19 protein-coding genes are annotated in these 20,091 nt (G+C 62.0%); 10 read left to right on the plus strand and 9 right to left on the minus strand.

All coding sequences use genetic code 11. From position 1 onward, the window contains the following. The first annotated feature begins 11 nt into the window (after positions 1–11). From C9383_RS09205 to C9383_RS09215, 3 genes are all read left to right on the plus strand, one after another. Positions 12–890, plus strand: coding sequence for a metal ABC transporter substrate-binding protein (locus C9383_RS09205; protein WP_090367861.1), 879 nt, complete (start codon positions 12–14; stop codon positions 888–890). A 70-nt stretch (positions 891–960) separates the two neighbouring features. Further along, on the plus strand, positions 961–1,521 hold the full coding sequence (locus C9383_RS09210) for a gamma carbonic anhydrase family protein (protein ID WP_060756602.1): 561 nt from the start codon (positions 961–963) through the stop codon (positions 1,519–1,521). Between the two features lie 3 nt (positions 1,522–1,524). Then, positions 1,525–2,862, plus strand: a complete 1,338-nt coding sequence (locus C9383_RS09215; RefSeq protein WP_090367859.1) for a dihydroorotase — start codon at positions 1,525–1,527, stop codon at positions 2,860–2,862. On the opposite strand, the gene C9383_RS09220 is transcribed toward C9383_RS09215, so the two are convergent. Further along, positions 2,859–3,380 carry a DUF3617 domain-containing protein gene (locus tag C9383_RS09220; RefSeq protein ID WP_090367856.1) on the minus strand — a complete coding sequence of 174 codons (522 nt, stop codon included), beginning with the start codon at positions 3,378–3,380 and terminating at the stop codon, positions 2,859–2,861. The genes C9383_RS09215 and C9383_RS09220 overlap by 4 nt on opposite strands. Positions 3,381–3,510: 130 nt before the next feature. Here C9383_RS09220 and cls point away from each other — a divergent pair, with 130 nt between their 5' ends. Next, the gene (cls, locus tag C9383_RS09225) at positions 3,511–4,950 is read left to right on the plus strand and encodes a cardiolipin synthase (protein ID WP_060756599.1); all 1,440 of its coding nucleotides are present in this window, start codon (positions 3,511–3,513) and stop codon (positions 4,948–4,950) included. Positions 4,951–5,002: 52 nt separating this feature from the next. On the opposite strand, the gene cfaB is transcribed toward cls, so the two are convergent. From cfaB to hflK (C9383_RS09265), 8 genes are all read right to left on the minus strand, one after another. Beyond that, a complete protein-coding gene (gene cfaB / locus C9383_RS09230; RefSeq protein WP_060756598.1) occupies positions 5,003–6,187 on the minus strand; it encodes a C17 cyclopropane fatty acid synthase CfaB in 1,185 nt (394 codons plus the stop codon). 87 nt (positions 6,188–6,274) lie between these two features. Beyond that, positions 6,275–7,063, minus strand: a complete 789-nt coding sequence (locus tag C9383_RS09235) for an HvfC/BufC N-terminal domain-containing protein (protein WP_090367854.1) — start codon at positions 7,061–7,063, stop codon at positions 6,275–6,277. Continuing rightward, on the minus strand, positions 7,054–7,899 hold the full coding sequence (bufB, locus tag C9383_RS09240; protein ID WP_090367852.1) for an MNIO family bufferin maturase: 846 nt from the start codon (positions 7,897–7,899) through the stop codon (positions 7,054–7,056). Before bufB ends, C9383_RS09235 begins: the two co-directional genes overlap by 10 nt. Positions 7,900–7,966: 67 nt before the next feature. Beyond that, positions 7,967–8,218 carry a BufA2 family periplasmic bufferin-type metallophore gene (bufA2, locus tag C9383_RS28370; RefSeq protein WP_060756595.1) on the minus strand — a complete coding sequence of 84 codons (252 nt, stop codon included), beginning with the start codon at positions 8,216–8,218 and terminating at the stop codon, positions 7,967–7,969. Between the two features lie 118 nt (positions 8,219–8,336). Next, positions 8,337–10,223, minus strand: coding sequence for a cation-translocating P-type ATPase (locus tag C9383_RS09250; protein ID WP_090367850.1), 1,887 nt, complete (start codon positions 10,221–10,223; stop codon positions 8,337–8,339). Next, complete coding sequence (hflK, locus tag C9383_RS09255; RefSeq protein ID WP_060756593.1) at positions 10,220–11,254, minus strand: protease modulator HflK; 1,035 nt, start codon at positions 11,252–11,254, stop codon at positions 10,220–10,222. The genes C9383_RS09250 and hflK (C9383_RS09255) overlap by 4 nt, the downstream gene beginning before the upstream one ends. Then, a complete protein-coding gene (gene hflC / locus C9383_RS09260) occupies positions 11,251–12,252 on the minus strand; it encodes a protease modulator HflC (RefSeq protein ID WP_161548619.1) in 1,002 nt (333 codons plus the stop codon). The genes hflK (C9383_RS09255) and hflC overlap by 4 nt, the downstream gene beginning before the upstream one ends. A gap of 9 nt (positions 12,253–12,261) precedes the next feature. Then, positions 12,262–14,178, minus strand: coding sequence for a protease modulator HflK (gene hflK / locus C9383_RS09265; protein ID WP_090367849.1), 1,917 nt, complete (start codon positions 14,176–14,178; stop codon positions 12,262–12,264). A 185-nt stretch (positions 14,179–14,363) separates the two neighbouring features. Between hflK (C9383_RS09265) and C9383_RS09270 the strand changes: the two genes are divergently transcribed. Genes C9383_RS09270 through C9383_RS09295 form a run of 6 tightly spaced genes read left to right on the plus strand, consistent with a single transcriptional unit; the run spans position 14,364 to position 20,048 of the window. Next, positions 14,364–14,984: a CDP-alcohol phosphatidyltransferase family protein gene (locus C9383_RS09270; protein ID WP_090367847.1), complete on the plus strand. Its 621-nt coding sequence runs from the start codon at positions 14,364–14,366 to the stop codon at positions 14,982–14,984. An 11-nt stretch (positions 14,985–14,995) separates the two neighbouring features. After that, positions 14,996–16,750, plus strand: a complete 1,755-nt coding sequence (locus C9383_RS09275) for a bifunctional alpha/beta hydrolase/class I SAM-dependent methyltransferase (RefSeq protein ID WP_090367845.1) — start codon at positions 14,996–14,998, stop codon at positions 16,748–16,750. Between the two features lie 2 nt (positions 16,751–16,752). After that, the gene (locus C9383_RS09280) at positions 16,753–18,051 is read left to right on the plus strand and encodes a phosphatase PAP2/dual specificity phosphatase family protein (protein ID WP_090367843.1); all 1,299 of its coding nucleotides are present in this window, start codon (positions 16,753–16,755) and stop codon (positions 18,049–18,051) included. Then, positions 18,041–18,484 (plus strand): hypothetical protein, encoded by a 444-nt coding sequence (locus C9383_RS09285; protein ID WP_090367841.1) that lies wholly within the window; start codon positions 18,041–18,043, stop codon positions 18,482–18,484. The genes C9383_RS09280 and C9383_RS09285 overlap by 11 nt, the downstream gene beginning before the upstream one ends. Before the next feature lie 9 nt (positions 18,485–18,493). Beyond that, positions 18,494–19,114, plus strand: coding sequence for a lysophospholipid acyltransferase family protein (locus C9383_RS09290; protein ID WP_060756586.1), 621 nt, complete (start codon positions 18,494–18,496; stop codon positions 19,112–19,114). 1 nt (position 19,115) lies between these two features. Further along, positions 19,116–20,048 (plus strand): phosphatidate cytidylyltransferase, encoded by a 933-nt coding sequence (locus C9383_RS09295; protein ID WP_060756585.1) that lies wholly within the window; start codon positions 19,116–19,118, stop codon positions 20,046–20,048. Positions 20,049–20,091: the final 43 nt, after the last annotated feature.

Consider the following 20,091-nt stretch of genomic DNA (forward strand, 5'->3'; position numbering starts at 1 on the left):
GGTGTTTCCCGATGCGCGCTCTACTCGTGCTGTTCAGCCTGCTGCTACCGCTGTCGATGGTCCAGGCCGCCGACAAACTCCAGGTGGTTACCAGCTTCAGTATTCTCGATGACATCACCCACCAGATCGGTGGCGATCATATCCAGATCAGCAACATGGTCGGCCCCGACGCCGACGCCCATACCTACGAGCCCACCCCGGATGACGCCAAGGCGCTGCTCAAGGCCAAGGTGATTATCAAGAACGGCCTGGGTTTCGAGCCGTGGCTTGACCGCCTGGTGACCAGCACCGAAACCCAGGCGACCGTGGTCACCGCCAGCAAAGGCGTGATTTCCCACACCATGGAAGAAGACGGTGAAACCATCCCCGACCCACATGCCTGGCACAACCTGGCCAACGCCGAAATCTACGTGAACAACATCACCAAGGCGCTGGTGGCAGCCGACCCGGCCAACAAGGCCGACTACCTGCGCAACAGCCAGGCGTACCTGAAAGAGATCTACCGCCTGCTGGCCGAAGCCAAAACCAAATTCGGCGCACTGCCGGCGGGCAACCGTCGCATCGTCACCTCCCATGACGCGTTCGGCTACCTGGGCCAGGCCTACGGCATCCAGTTCCTGGCACCTCAGGGCCTGTCGACGGAACGTGAGCCTTCGGCCGCCGAAGTGGCCGCGCTGATCACCCAGATCCGCAAAGACAAGGTCAAGGCCGTGTTCATGGAAAACATCAAGGACTCGCGCCTGCTCAAGCAGATTGCAGACGAAAGCGGCGCGCAGATCGGCGGCACGCTGTACTCCGACGCTCTCGCCGCAGAAGGCCCGGCCAGCACTTTCACCGGGCTGTTCGAATACAACCTCAACACCCTGTGCGCCGCCCTGAGCAAACCATGACCTTGTGCATGCTCGACCGGGAAAAGACGGCCCCTGGCAATTACGTCCCTATCATTACGGAGCCTGACGCATGATCCGCAAGAACCCTTCCGGCGATCTCCCAGTGATCGCCGAATCGGCCTACGTCGACAAGACCGCAATCATCTGCGGCAAAGTCATCATCGGCGAGAATGTGTTCGTCGGCCCCTATGCCGTGATCCGCGCCGACGAAGTCGACGCGTCCGGCGACATGGACCCCATCACCATCGGCGCCAACTCCAACATCCAGGACGGCGTGGTCATCCACTCCAAATCCGGCGCGGCGGTGACGATTGGTGAGTTCAGTTCCATTGCGCACCGCTCCATCGTCCACGGCCCCTGCACCGTCGGCGACCGGGTGTTCATTGGCTTCAACAGCGTGCTGTTCAACTGCGCCGTGGGCGACGGTTGTGTGGTGCGCCACAACTCGGTGGTCGACGGCCGCGACTTGCCCGCCGCCTTCTACGTGCCGTCCACCACGCGCATCGGGCCTCACACCGACCTGTCGCAGTTCCCGCCGGTCAGTGTCAGCGCCTCGGAGTTTTCCGAAGATGTGGCCCGCACCAACGTCGACCTGGTGCGGGGTTACAAAGCCCTGCAGAACGAGTTCTGAACCATGAGCCGCCTGCTGATCCGCAATGCCCGCCTGGTCAATGAAGGCCTGGAGTTCGACGCCGATGTGCTGGTCGCCAATGGTCGTATCGAGAAAATCGCCGGCAGCATCGAAGGCGGCAACGAGCCGGTGGAGATCGACGCCCAGGGCCAATGGCTGCTGCCAGGCATGATCGACGACCAGGTGCACTTTCGCGAACCTGGCGCGCCGGACAAAGGCAGCTTCTACAGCGAGTCCCGCGCCGCGGTGGCCGGTGGCATCACCAGTTTCATGGACATGCCCAACACCCACCCTGCCACCCTGACCCTGGAGGCGCTGGCCGATAAAAAGCGCCGCGCCGCCTTGAATTCGGTGGCCAATTACGGCTTTCACTTTGGTGTGAGCAACGACAATCTCGATACCGTGGCCGCCCTCGACCCACGGGAAGTCGCCGGGGTCAAAGTGTTCATGGGGGCCTCCACCGGTAATATGCTGGTGGACGACCCGCGTATTCTGGAGCGACTGTTTGCCGAAGTGCCGACCCTCCTGCTGGCCCACTGTGAACACACGCCCAGCATCCTGGCCAATGAACAGCGTCTGCGCGAGCGCTTCGGCGAACGGATTCCCGCCGTTGCCCACCCACTGATCCGCGATGCCGAGGCCTGTTACCGCTCGTCTTCGTTTGCCGTGGAGTTGGCCCAACGTCACGGCACGCGGTTGCATGTGTTGCACCTGACCAGCGCGCTCGAACTGGCTCTGTTCGAAGACAAACCCTTGTCTGAAAAACGCATCACCGCCGAGGTCTGCGTGCACCACCTGTTGTTCGATGACCGCGACTATCACCGTCTCGGCCACCAGATCAAATGCAACCCGGCCATCAAGACCCGCGCCGACCGCGACGCTCTGCGCCGTGCCTTGTTGAGTGATCGCCTGGATGTCATCGGCACCGACCATGCCCCGCATACCTGGGCGCAGAAACAGCTGGGCTATCGAGAGGCGCCGTCCGGGCTGCCGCTGGTGCAGCATGCGTTGCCGGCGTTGCTGGAGTTGGTGGCTGACGGGCACCTGCCGCTCACCACGCTGGTGGCGAAGACCAGCCACCGAGTGGCTGACCTGTTTGCCATTCCCGAACGCGGCTACTTACGCGAAGGCTATTGGGCCGACCTGGTGCTGATCCGACCCGAGCCCGAAGGCAAACCCGTCAGCAGTCAACCGATCCTGGCACGCTGCGGCTGGACACCGTTTGCCGAACGCAGCTTTCGCCACAGCGTCAGCACCACATTGGTGTCCGGCCACCTGGCGTGGCACAACGGCCAGGTCGTCGACAGTTGCCAGGGCTTGCCCCTGCATTTTTTGCGTTAAGCGCGGGGTTTGACCGTACCGCAGTCGTTGCCCAGCCACTGGGCGTGGGTGTCGAGGCTGCCCTTCTGCTGGATGCCGGTGGCATTGAAGGTGCCGTTGACGGTTGTGCTGAACTCCTTCTGGCTCTGGAAGGTGGCGACGCCACTGCCTTGGGCTTTCGGGCAACTGAAACGGAATTTCCACTGGTTGCCGGTCTTGTCGGTCACTTCCTGCCTGCAACCCGATTGCGGGTCGGTCAGCGGGATCGAATCGGAGGCGACCTGAGCAGGCGTGAGGCACACCTGCACGCCTTTGCCGGCCATGGTGATGCCCTGCTTTTCCAGCATTGCACGTTGTTCGGGAGTCATCTGTTGCTTGAGCTGACCGAGGATCAGCGAAAGGTCCGGCAAGTCCTGGTTATCAACTTTCATATTGCTGGTAGTCAATTCCCACAACCCCGGCGCCAGCATCTGCGCCTGAGCCGCCACGGGCAGCGACAATCCAACAACCATGGCCAAACCAAGCAGACGAGCATTCATCGAGTAACTCCTGGGTAATTGTGGGCGTTAGACGCCGCAAAGGCGCCAGTGTTGCACGGCAAATAAAATAGCGACATTCGCAGCCGTTCATGGTCTGTTAGGCAGTCGATTGTCTGGAGATATGTCGTCCATGGATTTTTTTGGCCCGCACCTGCTCGCCTACTTCATTGCCACGCTGCATTTTCTCGGGACTCTCGCCGCGATCCACGCGGTGCTGACCGTCAGGACCGCCCAAGGCTCGATCGCCTGGGCGTTGTCGTTGATGTTCATGCCCTACCTCACGTTGATCCCTTATCTGATCTTCGGCCGCAGCACCTTCGACGCTTATATCCAGGCACGCCGCCAGGCCAACCAGGAAATGCACACCGCCATTGCCGAGCTGAACTGGCGCCCTTGGGTCGAAGAAGCCCTCGCCGCACGCAACTCCAGCGCCTACGCGTCGCTGCGCGCAATGCCCAAGCTGGGACGCATGCCGTGCCTGGCCAACAACCAAGTGCGCTTGTTGATCAATGGTGATGCCACCTTCAGTGCAATCTTCGACGCGATCCGCAGTGCCAGGAGCGCCGTGCTGTTCCAGTTTTTCATCATTCATGACGACGAACTGGGCAGGCAGTTGCATGCTCTGCTGAAGGAAAAGGCTGCCCAGGGCGTAGCCGTATATATGTTGTATGACCGCATCGGCAGCCATGCCCTGCCCCATCACTACGTGCAATCGCTGCGCGACGCAGGCGTACAGGTCAAGGCGTTCGCAACGCGCAGCGGCTGGCTCAACCGTTTCCAGGTCAACTTCCGCAACCACCGCAAGATCGTGGTGGTGGACGGCATCACCGGGTTTGTCGGCGGGCATAACGTCGGTGACGAATACCTGGGCAAAAAGCCGCCCCTGGCCCCGTGGCGCGATACTCACGTACAGGTGACCGGCCCGGTGGTGGCGTGCCTGCAAGAGTCGTTTGCCGAAGACTGGTTCTGGGCCGCGCGCAAGTTGCCGCCGCTGATCCTGCCGGACGCCTACCCTGAAGACGGCGTACTCTGCCAACTGCTCGCCAGTGGGCCGGCCGACTCGTATGAAACCTGCTCACTGTTTTTCGTCGAAGCCATCCACGCGGCAACCGAGCGGGTGTGGATCACCAGCCCGTATTTCATCCCCGATGAGGCCGTGTTCTCCGCGCTGCGCCTGGCCGTGCTGCGCGGCGTCGACGTACGCCTGCTGCTGCCTTCACGTCCCGACCACCGCATCGTCTACGCTGCGTCCAGCCTTTATGCGATCGAAGCCGTACGCGCCGGGGTGCGCGTGTTCCGCTACACGCCGGGCTTTCTGCATCAGAAAGTGGTGTTGGTGGACAGCGAAATCAGCGCGATCGGCAGTGCGAACATGGATAACCGTTCGTTCCGACTGAATTTTGAAGTGATGTTACTGACGGTGGATGAGGCGTTTGCCGGCGAAGTTGAGCAAATGCTGATGGACGACTTCGCCCTGGCCCATGAAGTCAGCCAGGAAGAAAGCCGCGAGACCCGCCGCCTGCAACAACTGGGCATGCGGGTCGCACGACTGATCTCCCCGATTCTCTAAATGTGGGAGGGGGCAAACCCCTCACCACACTTGAACTCAGGTGTCTTGAACGTCAGCGGTAGAGATCTTCCCGTGTCCACGGCAGTTCATGGCTGCCATCGGCATGGGGTTTCACCGCCAGGATCTGGTGCAGGTTGATCCAGCCCCGCGCAAACGCATAAGCGCAGCCTGCCAGGTACAACCGCCAAATCCGCAAGGCCTGCTCCGGCACCATCTGCGCCGCCGCTTCAAGGTTGTCCTCAAGGCGCTCGCTCCAGTGGTCCAGGGTGCGTGCGTAATGCAGGCGCAGGCTTTCGACGTCGACCACTTCCAGCCCGACTTCACTGATCTCGGCGGTCATCATCGCCAGGTGCGGCAACTCGCCGTTGGGGAAGACATAACGCTCGATGAAGTCCCCGGCGCCGCGGCCGACAGGACGACCGTCAGTGTGCTTGGCGGTAATACCGTGGTTCATCACCAAACCGCCCTCGCGCACCGCGCCAAACAGGGTTTGGCAGTACTGCGCCAGGTTGGCGTGGCCGACGTGTTCGAACATGCCCACGCTCACCACCTTGTCGAACCGGCCATCCTGAGGCAGGTCACGGTAGTCGAGCAATTGCAGGTCAACCTGGTCTTCCAGGCCCTCGGCTTTCACCCGTTCCCGGGCCAGCGCCAACTGCTCCTTGCTCAAGGTGATGCCAAATACCTTGACCCCGAACTCCCGCGCCGCAAAGCGCGCCAGCCCACCCCAGCCACAGCCTACGTCGAGCAAATACTCACCCGGCTGCAACCGCAGTTTGCGGCACAGGTGGCGAAATTTATCTTGTTGGGCCTGGTCGAGGGTTTCGCTGCCGGTTTCGAAATAACCGCAGGAGTACGCCATGTCCTGATCCAGCCACAGCTGGTAGAACTCGTTGGACAGGTCGTAATGGTAGGAAATTGCCGCAGCGTCGGTGGCCTTGTCGTGGATCGAGCGCACCGGACGACTCCCCTCGTCGTCGTCGATCAGGGCATGACTGAGCTCGTCACACACCCGGATGACCTCGGAAATGGAGCCTTCCAGCTCCAATTTGCCCTCAACGAAGGCTTCGCCCAGTGAATCGAGCGTTGGATGGGTCAGTTGGGACACGACCGTGGGGTCCTTCACCACGATGGTCACACTGGGCGCAGGGCCCAGGTTGAATTCATGGCCGTCCCAGAGTCGAAGACGCAGCGGTAGCTGAAGATTCTGTAAGGCCGGTGGAAGTTGCGCGAGCATGAGTAGTCCCCCCTTGTTTCAGACGTCTGGAGTGAGGGTAGACCATCAGAAGACAAAGTAGGAGGCTATCGAATTGATAGTGCTCTTCTATGGGGCTCTACGTTCGAGCAAACCATCCTGGACCCACTGCTTAAGCCACGTAACCGCCTGCAGTGGCGCACCCTCTGCATAGGTGACTACCAATTGCGCGCACAGTTCTGAAAAATTCCAGCCGGTGGTCACCATTCCGGCCAGGGCAAACGCTTCATCAGGTTCAAGGCTGCGGTAGTGGCACACGTTCTGGTGTCGCCATACCAGGCAGATGTGTGCCGGCGCCAGTGCGTGACTGCCGGGGAAGTCCGACTGATCCTTGCTCGCGCGCCATATCGCCACGCTGTTGAAATGGCACGGCATCTGCTGCACCGAAGGTACCAGGGCGACCTGTAAACCCGGCCAGTCTGCAGGCGGCAGCTGCGCCATGTCATCCAAGCCAAGCGGCTCACCCTGCGGTGCATCGAATGCCAGGGTAAAGGCCCATTCGAGCCGCGCCAGTTCGGCCAGCGGCGCGCTCTGTTCAGCCACCAAATGCTCGACGATAAACGCAGGGAACCGCTCGCCCAGCCAGCGCAAGCTGTAATGGGCAGACGGATAACGACGCACGTAGGCTTCGGTCAGAGACGCAAACTCATCATCCCCCAGCCAATACCAGATGGCGCCGAAGTCATGCCGCAGCACTTCCTGCAGCCGCGCCAGGTAGGCGTTGTGATAGATCGCCAGGCCCGTGTCGACATCCAGCGTCGGCCCCCCCCGCAACGTGTCGGCAAAACCGCTGTTGGCCGCCGGGGTTGCGGATAACAGATGCTGCTCAAAGGCCAATTGCCAGTCGGTCAGGCGCATAGCGACCTCCTGGCCAGCGCAGCAGCGCCCAGTTCACGGGCCTTGCCCAGCTCGGTGAGCAACTCTTCAAACGGTGGAAAATGATCGTCGCGCTCCAATAGCGTCGAGATCGGCCCCAGGTGTTCCAGGGTTTGTTGATACAGCGCCCACACCGGATCGCACACGGGATGGTCATGGGTATCGACGACATAGTCGCCGTAGTCCATATGCCCGGCCAGATGCAGTTGGCGAATGCTGTGTGGCGGCAGGTTGCGGATGAAGGTCCAGGCATCGAAGCCGTGATTACGCGAGCTGACGTAGACGTTGTTGACGTCCAGCAACAACTGGCAGCCCGTCAGGTGGGTCAAGGCATTGAGGAATTCCCATTCGGTAAATTCATCCGCCTTGGAACGCACATAGCTGGAGACGTTTTCCAGCACCAGTGGACGCTGCAGTACGTCCTGCACTTGCAGAACACGGGCCGCCACGTGGTAAAGGCTCTCCTCGGTATAGGGCAACGGCAGCAAATCATGCAACTGATGCGCGCTGCCGCGGCTCCAGCACAGATGATCGGAAACCCACGCCGGTTGCAGACGTACGGCGAGCTGTTTGATTTGCTTCAGGTAATCGGTATCGAGGGCATGCGGCCCGCCGATGGACAAGGACACGCCATGCATCACCAGGGGATAGCGCTCGGCTATCGCCTCCAGGTAATACAAGGCTTTACCGCCCTGGACCAGATAATTCTCGGAGATGACCTCGAACCAATCCACCGCCGGTGATTGTTCAAGGATCTGCTGGTAGTACTCACTGCGCAGGCCCAGGCCGTAACCCAGACTCGGAAAGGAAGCGGACATGATGCACTCCTGGGCAAAGTGTCCGCAGCGGCAAAGGGCATCCGCTGCGGTTGCACTCGGTTGCCGATTACTCGCCGACTTTGCCGCCAGCCGCGTCACACGCTGCCTTGCTCATGGCCTTGAAGCCGTGGCCTTTGCAGACCGCCTGACCTTTGCAAGCGTTTTCAGCGGTTTTGCAGTCATTCATGCCTTTGCAAGAAGTCACACCGTAGCAATGAACAGTAGCGTCGGCGGCCTGTACCTGGGTAGCAACACCAGCAAACATAGTGGCGGCAGCGATGGCCAGGGCAGCACCGGAAACGGCATTTTTAATGTTCATTTTTGGTTCCTCAGAGATCAATAGTGGGTGTCGGTCTGAACGGTTTGTTCAGTCTCGACACACCACTAGAGTGAGGTCCCTTGGCGGCGTTACAGCCTTTTGAAAAAACTTCCGGAAATTATTCCTCGAGCTTCAAAAGCGGCTCCTGGAAACGCAATAAACGCCCAGCATTGCCCAGCACCAACAACGTACTGAGGTTATGCAATACCGCTGCAATCATTGCGCCTGCGGCCCCCAGCCAGCCAAAGGCGGCGAACACCACGATCGCCAGGGTCCACCCCAGGCCGATGACGACGTTGACCTGCAAAGTGTGTCGACACTGGCGGCTCAAGCGCACACAGGTGCCCAGACGCCGCAAGTCACTGCCGATCAGCACCACATCCGCCGATGCCAGGGCGATGTCCGCGCCACCGGCGCCCATCGCCACGCCGACCACACCGGCCTTCAGTGCCAGGGAGTCGTTGATACCGTCGCCCACCACCATCGGACGGAAACCACTGCCGATCTCGCCCAGCACGCGGTTGAGCTTGTCTTCCGGCAAGGCCTGCGCTTCGACATCGCTGATGCCCACGTCCAACGCCAGGCTGTCGGCGACGCTTTGACGGTCGCCGGTCAGCAGCAGTTGGCGTCCCAGGCCCAGCTCGCGCAGCTCTTGCAGCGCTTGGCGTGCTTCCGGCTTGACGCTATCGGCCAGCAGCAGCCAGGCCAGGAACTGCCCATTCAACGCCAACCCGGCAATCGGGCCGTCGTGATTCGGAACGGACGTTGTCGCGATACCCAATTGTTCGAACAACTCCGGCCGGCCCAGCGCGGCTTCGCCCTGTTCGGTCTGCGCCACCACGCCCAGGCCCTGGCGTTCGCGGATGTCGGTCAGTGCGAGTATTTGCTCCTGGGCCGCCAGGCCCGCCAAGGCACGGCTGACCGGATGACTGCTGGCCGAACCCAGGCTGGCCGCCAGATTCAACAACACCTGCCGATCCGGTGCGGTGGTTTCGATCGATTGCAGACGCAAGGTGCCGAAGGTCAGCGTGCCGGTCTTGTCGACCACCAACGAGGTCAGGTCCGCCAATTCCTCCAGGAACGCCGAGCTGCGGATCAGGATCCCATGCCGGGCCGCCACGGCGATCCCGGCAATCGCCGTGGCCGGTGCCGATAGCACCAAGGCACACGGGCACGCCGCCACCAGCACCGCCAGCATTGCCTGGGCGTCATTGGTCACAAACCAGGTCACCGCCGCCAACAACAGCACCAGTACCATATAACTGCCGGCATAACGCTCCAGCAGCCGTGTGATCGGCGGCTTGGAGCGTTCGGCGTTCTGCATCAGCGCGATCACCTTGCCCAAGGTCGACTCGTTACCGGTGCGGGTCACTTCCAGGCGCAGCAAGCCGTCGAGGTTGATCGCCCCACCAAACACCTGCACCCCCACGCTGGCTTCCAGCGGCACCGATTCACCAGTGATCGGCGCCGTATCCAGGCTCGCCTGCCCCGACAGCACCACGCCATCAGCCGGCACCCGATCACCGGCGCGCACTTCGACGATATCGCCAGTGTTCAGCGTTCCGTTATCCACTTCGACAATGTTGCCGTCGGCCTGCACCAACCGCGCATGGCTGCGGGTCAGTTTGCCCAGGGCATGGATCGCCTCCTGGGAGCCGATCACGCTGCGCTCCTCCAGCACGTGACCGAAGATCATGATGATCGGCAGCAACGCAGCCGTCAGCAGATCGCCCGTGGCCCAGGCACCGAGCATGGCCAGGGCGATCAGTTGATCGGTGATCCCGTGCAGGCTGGGAAAACGCAGGCTGTACCAGGCCGAACGCATCACGGGTACGGCCACCAGCAACGATGCCACGCCCAGCAACAACTGACTCACGCCTGTCTGGTCCGGCGCCAGCCAGCTCCACACCAAGCCCAATATCAACAACCCCAGGGCCAGCATGGCCAAGGTCAATTGCCGGGCAGCACTGCGCTGCTCGGCTGAAGTCAGCATGGGTGCGCTCATTGCTCGGCTCCCTGGATAATCAAGCGGGAGTCGTCTTTAGGATCGACCGTGGTCACGGAGCCGGCCTGGCCGAGAATTTTCGGTAACCGCTCGCGATACAGACGCAGCAGTAAGCCGGGGTCTTTCACCTGGGCCAAGCTGGCGACGGTGGCGGTTTGCGCCTGGGCATTGGCCAGGCGTTCGCTGGCCTGGGCATGGGCGACCTGCACCAGGCGGTCAGCCGTCTGGTTGGCGGTTTGGGTGAGTTTTTCCGCGTCGGTGCGCGCATTGGCCACCGCTTTATCAGCTTGCTGGCTGGCGGTCAGTACCGCGTTGAACGCATTCACCGCCGGGCCCGGCAGACTCGACTGCACATCGACGCGAGTGACTTCGATGCCCAACCCCAAGCCCGTAGTGGCCAACTCGGCCAACCGTTTATTGATGCCCTGCACCAAGTCCCCGCGCAGTCGCTCGCGGCGCTCGGCGGCGCCGTTGTCGGTGCCTATCAATTCAGGGCGCGCCACCAGGATCGTGTCCAGATCGCGCGCGGCGGTCAGGGCCACGGCGCTGCGGGTGACCAGGCGATCCAGGGCCGGCAGCACATGCTCGCCCTGCAGCACAAACGCGTAGGGCTCGGTGACCTTGTAGAACACCCGTACATCCAGCTGTACCACGCCGGCATCACCGGTCAACAGGTAACCGGAGCCGGCCAGGGAATCGCTTAACGGCGTGGCGAAACTGGCCACGCGATCAGCCTGCGTCGCCGCATCGGAGCGCAGCAGGTTCTCCACCCGACGCTCGATTACGCGGTCCGCCGCCGGCAACAGCACCACTTGCTCGAACGGCTGCGGCCAGGCCAGCAGCAGCCCGGCATTCTGAATCCGATCCAGTGCGCCGAAGTGCAACACCACCGCACGATTCTGCGGGTCGATCTGGCGTACGTTGGAAAACGCCCAGGCCAACGCCGCCAAAACGGTCACCGCGTACAGCGCCACGAAGGTCAGGCGCCCGGCCTGGATCCATGGGCTGTCCGGGTTGTCACGCTCGATCATGGCTGGATGTCCTTGGGCCCATCGACCAGTGCGCGGAACGGCGCGGCGTCGGTGCGCAAGATGATCTTGGTGCCTGGCGTGACCACGGTGCCCAAGGTATCCAGCGAACGCAGCAGGTTATACAGCTGCGGATTACCTGCGTAAGCGCGGCCATAAATTTGCGCGGCTTCGACCCGCGATTGCGCTTCGATATCGGCGGCTTTCACCGTGGCGTCAGCCTGCACGATCCGCGCATCGCGCTCGGCAGCGGAACGAATCTGCGCGGCTTCACGCTTGCCCACGGCAGTGCGCTCGGTGGCGATGGTTTCACGTTCGGCACGCATGCGGTCGACGGTGGCGGTGAGGGTCACTGACGGTAAGGTCAGACGCTCCACGCCCACTTGCGCTACGCGCACGCCATAGGTAGTGAGCAATTGTTGATCAATCTGCTGACGCAACTGCGCTTCGAAATCGGCGATGCGCACCTGGCTGGCGTCAGTGTTGATCAGGCTCGACAGATCGAAACTCGCCGCCGTGGTTTCCAACGCTGAGCCCACGAACGTGCGAATCTGCCGCGCCGCTTCATCCGGCTGGTTCTGCACGGCGCGCATAAAACGCTGCACATTGTCGGCATCGCCCTGCACCTGCCACGCCACGTAAGCCTGCACGATGATGCGCAAGCCATCGCGGGTGCCTACGTCCTGCAAGCCGCTGGAGGTCGTGCGCAGGCGCAGGTCCACGGGGATCGCCGCTTCGAACGGCGCCGGCCAGCGCCAACCCAGGCCCGGCTCCAGCAGTACCCGCGACGGGTTGCCAAAGCGCGTTATCACCGTGGCTTCGCCGGAACGCACCTGCACCAGGCTCGCCGCCGCCACCGCAAACAGCACCAGCAACACGGCCCAGGCCATTCGCCGCCAGGGGAAGGGGCCAGCGGCGTGTTCATCACCGTGATGGTGGTGGCCATGATGATGGTGGTGGTGGTGACCGTGGTCATGATCGTGAGAATGAGCGCTCAACAGACAAACTCCTTATTGAACGGCTTTGCGCGGCGCCATTGGGTCAGCCGGCAACGTAAAAGAACGCAGATCGATCGTCGGCGCGCCATCGGCGCCCAGGCGGTGATCCAGAATAAGCAGCTTGGCATTGGCCAGGCCCTGGCTGAGTTGGCCGAGGTACTGTTCCAGCACGAACGCTTTGCCTGCGGTGGCGTAAGCCTTCCGTTCAGCGGCAAAACGCAGGTCGGCGGCTTGGGCGCCGGCGTTCACTTCGCGGGCACTGGCCTGGGCCTGGTCACGTACCGTGCTGGCTTGCAGCAGCGCCTGATTGGTTTGCTCGCTGGCGGCTCCGCGCTCACGGGAGATCAGTGCCTGGGCGCCGATCTGCGCCGCCTGCACACCGTGATAGGCGTTGGCCGCACCGGCCGGTGGGTGAATGGCCTCCACCACCGTAGCGAGGATTTCCACACCGCTGTCGAGCTTGTTCAGGTCTGCCTGCACCGCCCGGCCCACTTCATCGGCGAGGCTGGTACGTTGCTCACCCAGCAGTTCGTCGAGGGTGCGTGAAGCAAAGTCGTGCACGAGAATACGGCTGGCGGTGCTGCGGATCAGCGTCGGCACATCCGCGCTGTTGTAAGTGGCGGCGAGCGCGGCCTGATCGGTCAGGCCGATACGGTAGACAAAACGCACATCCATATTGACGATCTGAAAGCTCTGCTTGTCGCCGCTGCTGCTGGCGATCACCTGAGACTTGTCATTCACATGGCTGGCGTCCCACAACCGGTTGGCAATCGTCGGCGCCGGGCCTTCGGCAGAAGCCAGTTCGGGCGTGGCGGCTTCGCTGACGCTGGTTGCCAGCTCATGCACCACGCCGTTCTCCACATTCAATACGCGCCCCAGCGGCCACGGCAAACCGGCATGCAGGCCAGGGCCGAAGACTTCAACAGGTTTACCGAAGCGTTCATAAATCCCGCGGCCTTGCAGGGGCACTTCATGCACGCCGGTCAGCGACCAGCCCACGGCGAGAACCACCAGCAACACTGGTAGAAACGCCCGGCGCATGTAGGTAAACGCCCAGATCTGGCGCAGGTCGATGCCGAAGCGGTTGTGCAATTCGTGCTGCAAGGCAAGCAGGGGTTGCGGCGGCCAGCGCAGCAGCCCGGCAATAAAACTCTGGGCCATCAAGCGCGGTTCGAGGCGCGGTTGGCGCGGGCTGAACAACGACAGCACGCCCCTGAGCAGGAACTCCAAAGCCACCAACGCCGGCAAGAGCCCCATCAGTGTCGCCAGCCGCAATGGCCAGACCGATTCGGCACCGGCAAACAACAGGCAAATTGCACTGATCACCAGGCAGATGATTGCCACCCGGCTCAATTGCGCCAATTGCGCGGCTTCCGGCCATTGCGTCAGCGTTTCCTGGGCCAGGCGGCGCTCGAACACCAGCAAACCGAAGGCCAGCGCCAATGCCAAGGCAGCGCCGATGCTGGCGGACTGGCCTACGGCGGCGGCGGGCAACGCCAGGTTCCAGAACTCGAAGATGCTGACCAGCACCAGTAGAGACCAACCGCATAACCACAATACCGGGGTGCCGATCTGCGCCAACAGGCCACTACCCAGACGCCCGATCAGCCGCGTGTAACCTTGCGTGTCCGCCACGGGCACATCGGCGCTCGGCTCTTCCAGCGACTGGGCGCGCCAATCGGCCACCCACCACGCCGATTGCAACCCGGCCACCAGCACCAGCAACGCCGAGGAGCAGTTGATCAGCACCACGGGCCAGATCGATAGCGGGGCGAACAATGCGACGAACAGGGCGAACACCCAACCCGCGACCGCCAGGGTCGTCAGGCTGATACCGGCCTGGCGCAACCGACGGGCATGGAACAACCCTTGTTGAAAACGCGGCAGGCCCTCAACCGAAGCGCCGTCAGCTTCTAGATCCACTTGCATCCACTCACGCCCGCTTACACACAATTAGTTACCATATAACACAAGGCGTGAAATTTTTGTTCGCTTAGAAGCAGACCGTGACTAAACCCCCATAAACACGCGCTATCACTGGTGCAGGCGAGGATTTATCGGCAAACTTCAGAACGGTTTTTTACGGGTTAACGGACAAGGAAGCGTCACCCCCCATGATTTCCATCTACCAACTCAAGCCACGCTTTCAAAACCTGCTGCGCCCCCTCGTGCAGCGTCTCTACGACAATGGCACCACCGCCAACCAGATCACCGTACTGGCCGGGGTCGTTTCCTTGCTCGTCGGCCTGCTGGTCGCAGGCTTTGCCCAACATCTGTGGCTGTTTGCGCTGATCCCTGTGTGGATGATCCTGCGTATGGCCCTCAATGCCATCGACGGCATGCTCGCCCGCGAGTTCGGCCAGCAATCGCGCCTGGGTGCCTACCTCAACGAACTGTGTGATGTGATCGCAGATAGCGCACTGATCCTGCCGTTCGCGCTGATTCCCGGCGTCAGCCTGGTTCCGGTGGTGCTGGTAGCGCTGTTGGCGGTATTCAGCGAATACGCCGGGGTCCTGGGGCCGATGGTTGGTGCGTCACGCCGCTATGACGGGCCAATGGGCAAGAGCGACCGTGCCTTTGTATTGGGCGTGCTGGCCACCGGTGTGGCGCTCGGCTGGCTCGGCGCCGGTTGGGTCGACACGCTAATGTGGCTGGTTGCCGCCCTGCTCGCCTACACCCTGGTCAACCGTGTGCGCCAGGGCCTCAAAGAAGCACAAACCTCCCCGATTGCATAAGGATTTTTGCGATGCGCGAACAACAAGAGCACACCTTCACGACTCATGATGGCGTCGAGCTTTTCTACCGCCACTGGCCGGCCAGCGCACCTTCGAGTGATGAGCCGCGCAAGGCAATCCTGTTGTTCCATCGCGGGCATGAGCATTCGGGGCGCATTGCCCATCTGGTTGACGAACTCGACCTGCCGCACTTTGACTTCTTCGCCTGGGACGCCCGTGGCCATGGCCAGTCCCCCGGCGAGCGTGGCGACAGCCCCAGCTTCGCCACCAGCGCCCGTGACGTGCAAACCTTTTGCGACCACATTGGCGCCACCTACGGCATTGCAGAAGAAAACTTCGCCGTTATCGCGCAAAGCGTCGGCGCGGTGATCGCGGCGACCTGGGTCCATGATTACGCGCCGAAAATCCGTGCACTGGTGCTCGCCTCCCCGGCGTTCAAGGTCAAGCTCTACGTGCCCTTCGCACGCCCGGGCCTGGCGCTGATGCGCAAGTTTCGCGGCAATTTTTTCGTCAACAGTTACGTCAAGGCCAAGTTCCTCAGCCACGACCCGCAGCGCGTGGAGTCCTACGACAGCGACCCGCTGATCACCAAGGCCATCTCGGTGAATGTACTGCTGGGCCTGTACGAAGCGGCTGATCGGGTGGTCGCCGATGCCCAGGCGATCCAGGTGCCGACGCAGTTGCTGATCTCCGGCTCCGACTTTGTGGTGCACCGCAAACCCCAGCAGCAATTTTTCGACCGCCTGGGCAGCCTGAAAAAAGAGCTGCACATCCTCCCTGGCTTCTTCCACGACACCCTTGGCGAACGCGACCGCGCCCCGGCCGTGAGCAGTGCCAAGCGCTTTATCCTGCAAAACTTCACCCAGCCGCTGGACCGCGCCTCATTGCTGGATGCCGATAAGCTGGGCGCCACCTGCGCCGAGTCCGAAGCCCTCGCAGCGCCACTGCCGCGTAATTCCCTGCGCGACCTGTATTGGCGCATGACCCGCGCCAGCATGGGCCTGGGCAAAACCCTGTCGGACGGGGTGAAACTGGGCTTCGACACCGGTTTCGACTCCGGCAGCACCCTGGACTATGTGTACCGCAACAAGCCCAGCGGCAAGGGCGGGCTGGGCCGGATGATCGACAGCAACTACCTCAACTCCATCGGCTGGCGCGGCATTCGCCAACGCAAGCTCAACGTCGAGGAACTGCTGCGTTTGGCCATGGCCAAGCTGCGTGCCGATGATCGCCAAGTACGCATTGTGGACATTGCCGCCGGCCACGGTCGCTATATTCTGGAAGCCTTGCAGGGCGTGTCGCCGCTGCCGGAATCGATCCTGCTACGTGACTACAGCGACATCAACGTGCGCGATGGTGGCGCACTGATTCGCGAGAAAGGCCTGGGGGATATCGCGCAGTTCGTCAAAGGCGATGCCTTTGACCGGGCGGATCTGGCGGCGTTGGACCCCAAGCCAACCCTGGCGGTGGTGTCGGGGCTGTATGAGTTGTTCGCCGATAACACCATGGTCGGCGGTTCGTTGGCCGGCCTTGCCGAAGCGGTGGAGCCCGGCGGTTACCTGGTCTACACCGGCCAACCGTGGCACCCGCAACTGGAATTGATCGCACGTGCACTGACCAGCCACCGCCAGGGCCAAGCCTGGGTGATGCGCCGTCGCAGCCAGGCGGAAATGGATCAGTTGGTCGAAGCGGCGGGCTTTCGCAAGATCACCCAACGCGTGGATGAATGGGGCATTTTCAGCGTGTCCCTGGCACAGAAGATCTGAACATGCGCGAGCCCGGTTTACTGAAACCTGCCGTCCTGTGGCTGCTGCTGTTGGCACCGCTGTTTTTCAGCACCTATGGCTTCGCCACTTGGGTGACCAGCCAACGCAGCGACGTCGGCACGCTGGTGTTCGGCTGGGAAACCCATATGCCATTCTGGGCCTGGACCATCGTGCCGTATTGGTCGATCGACCTGCTTTACGGGTTTTCCCTGCTGCTTCCCAACAGTCGGCATGAGTTGAAACAGCACGCGCTGCGGCTGCTGTCCGCCCAGGTTATTGCGGTCAGTTGCTTCCTCATCTGGCCGCTGCGCTTCACCTTTGAGCGGCCGGAACTGCACGGCATATTCGGCTGGCTGTTCGCCGTGCTCGCCGGCTTCGACAAGCCGTTCAACCAGGCACCGTCACTGCATATCGCCTTGTTGGTGATCTTGTGGGTCATGTACCAACGCCATACCCGTGGGCTGTGGCGGTGGCTGGTGCACGGCTGGTTCGCCTTGATCGGCATTTCGGTGCTGACCACTTATCAACACCACTTTATCGACTTACCCACAGGCGCCCTGGCGGGATGGATATGTGTGTGGTTATGGCCGGTAGAGCATCCCAGCCCGCTGCTGAATGCACGACTGACCCACGACCCTCGGCGCTGGCGCCTGGGCGTGCGGTATGGCCTGGGCGCTGTGGTGCTGGTGATCCTGGCGTTTGTATTGGGCGGGGCGTGGTTATGGCTGCTGTGGCCGGCGGTAGCGCTGGGTCTGGTCAAGGCGAATTACTTCGTCCTCGGCGCGCCGGGCTTTCAGAAACGCGCCGATGGTCGGCTGACCCCGGCGGCACGCTGGCTCTATGCGCCCTACCTGGCGGGTGCATGGATAAACTCACGCCTGTGGACACGCAAGCATCCACAACCTGACCTGATTGTGGATAACGTTTGGCTAGGGCGAATTCCCACAATCCAGGAGCAAGATTCATTCACGGCCATCGTCGATCTCTGCGCCGAATTGCCGATTAATCCACAGGGCCGCGCCTATCAATCCATCCCTGTGCTGGACCTGATCGCCCCCACTCCGGCCGAGTGCCGACAAGCCGCCCAAGCCATCGAGCAATTGCGCTTGAACGGCCCATTACTGGTGTGTTGTGCCCTCGGTTACTCGCGCAGCGCCACCGCCGTTGCCGCCTGGCTGCTACATAGCCGGCGTGCCACTACGGTAGATGAAGCGCTGGCTATCATTCGTACAGCGCGGGCCGAAGTGGTCCTGCATCCCGCTCACCGTGAAGCTTTGGAGGGTCTACCCGATGCCCGCTGATATGGAACTCCAGGTTACCGCCAGCCTGCTGCGTCGTGGGCGTTCGCTGGATCAGTTATCCACAGGCCTGACGGTGCTCGGTTTTTTGTTCGGCCTGGCGCAGCTGCTGATGGCCAGTATCTCGACCGTCTGCCTATTGCTGGCCTTGTGGATGATTATCCTGGGGCTGCTGCAAAAGTACTGGGCACTGCGTGTGGCGTTTGACGCCGACCTGTTCGCCCTGCTCGCCCGCGATACCGCACGCACCCCGGACCTCGATCAGGCCCTGTTGACCCTGGGCCTGCAATCGGCCAAGCGCGTCGGCCGGCCCTGGACCGAACGCCGACGTGGCGCGCTGAAATTGCTGCGCAAACAAGCCTGGTTGCTCGGCGCACAAGCGCTGCTGACCCTGGCCGTGATTCTCGCCAGCCCTTGGCTGCCTTTCGCCGGATAAGGAACGCCCATGTTCGAACCCGTAGTCGCCACGCTGATTACTTCGATGGCCCGCACCGTCACCGGTGCCCGCAGCCTGTGGCTCGGCTGCGCCCCGGTGCCGGTGCAGCGCATCTACTTCGCCAACCACAGCAGCCACGGCGATTTCGTATTGCTATGGGCCTCGTTGCCGCAGAACCTGCGCAAATTCACGCGCCCGGTGGCCGGCAGTGATTACTGGAACGCCAGTGCCTTGCGCCGCTACATTATCAACCGCGTGTTCAACGGCGTGCTGATCGACCGCGAGCGTAAAGACCCTGTGGATAACCCACTGCAACCCATGCTCACGGCCCTGGAAGGCGGCGACTCATTGATCATATTCCCGGAAGGCACGCGTAATCTGGAAGACGGCCTCCTGCCGTTCAAGAGCGGTCTGTATCACTTGGCAAAAAGTTACCCACAGGCCGAACTGATCCCGGTGTGGATTGCCAACCTCAACCGGGTCATGCCCAAAGGCCGCGTACTGCCGCTGCCATTGCTGTGCACCACCAGCTTCGGCGCGCCGCTGCAACTGGAGGACGGCGAAGACAAGGCCGCCTTCCTCGCCCGCAGCCGCGACGCCCTGCTCGCCCTTGCTCCGGAGCACGTCTGACATGGATAGCCAAACCCTGATGTTATTCGGCGGCATCGGCGCGATCCTGGTGCTCGCCTCCCTGATCGGCCTGATCCTCAAGCTGCGCACGCGCGGCACGCCAAACGCGGTGATCGACAATCTCAACGCGCGCATCAATGCGTGGTGGGTGATGGTGGTCGTGATCGGCATCGCCTTCTGGCTCGGCACCGGCGCGGTGATCCTGCTGTTCTATGCCGTGTCGTTCTACGCCCTGCGCGAATTCCTGACCCTCACGCCGACTCGCCGCAGCGACTACCCGGCCTTGGTGGCCGCGTTCTACCTGGCGTTGCCGCTGCAATACCTGCTCATCTATTCGGATTGGTACGGGCTCTTCTCGATCTTCATTCCGGTGTACGTGTTCTTGCTCCTGCCGATCCTCGCTTCACTGGGGGGCGACAGCACACACTTCCTGGAGCGCGCCTCCAAGGTGCAATGGGGTTTGATGATCGCCGTGTTTTGCGTGTCCTTCGTACCGGCACTGCTGACCCTCGACATCCCCGGTTACGAAGGTCGCAACCTGTTGCTGATCGCCTATCTTGTGATCGTAGTGCAGTTGTCGGATGTGCTGCAGTACGTGTGCGGCAAGCTGTTCGGCAAACACAAGATCGCGCCTAACCTGTCACCCTCGAAAACGGTGGAGGGGTTTGTCGGCGGGATCCTGCTCTCCTCCCTGATCGGCGCGGCATTGTGGTGGACCACCCCGTTCAGCCCCTGGCAGTCGTTCTTGATTGCGCTGCTGATCAATTTGCTCGGATTTGCCGGCGGCATCGTGATGTCGGCGATCAAGCGCGATCGAGGGGTGAAGGACTGGGGCCATATGATCGAAGGGCACGGTGGGATGCTGGATCGGCTGGATTCAGTGTGCTTTGCAGCGCCGATTTTCTTTCATCTGGTGCGCTATTGGTGGACCTGATCCCCAGGCTCCAGAAGCCCAAAAATGAAGATCAAGCATGTGG

Source organism: Pseudomonas palleroniana, assembly GCF_003031675.1.
Lineage (GTDB): Bacteria > Pseudomonadota > Gammaproteobacteria > Pseudomonadales > Pseudomonadaceae > Aquipseudomonas > Aquipseudomonas palleroniana.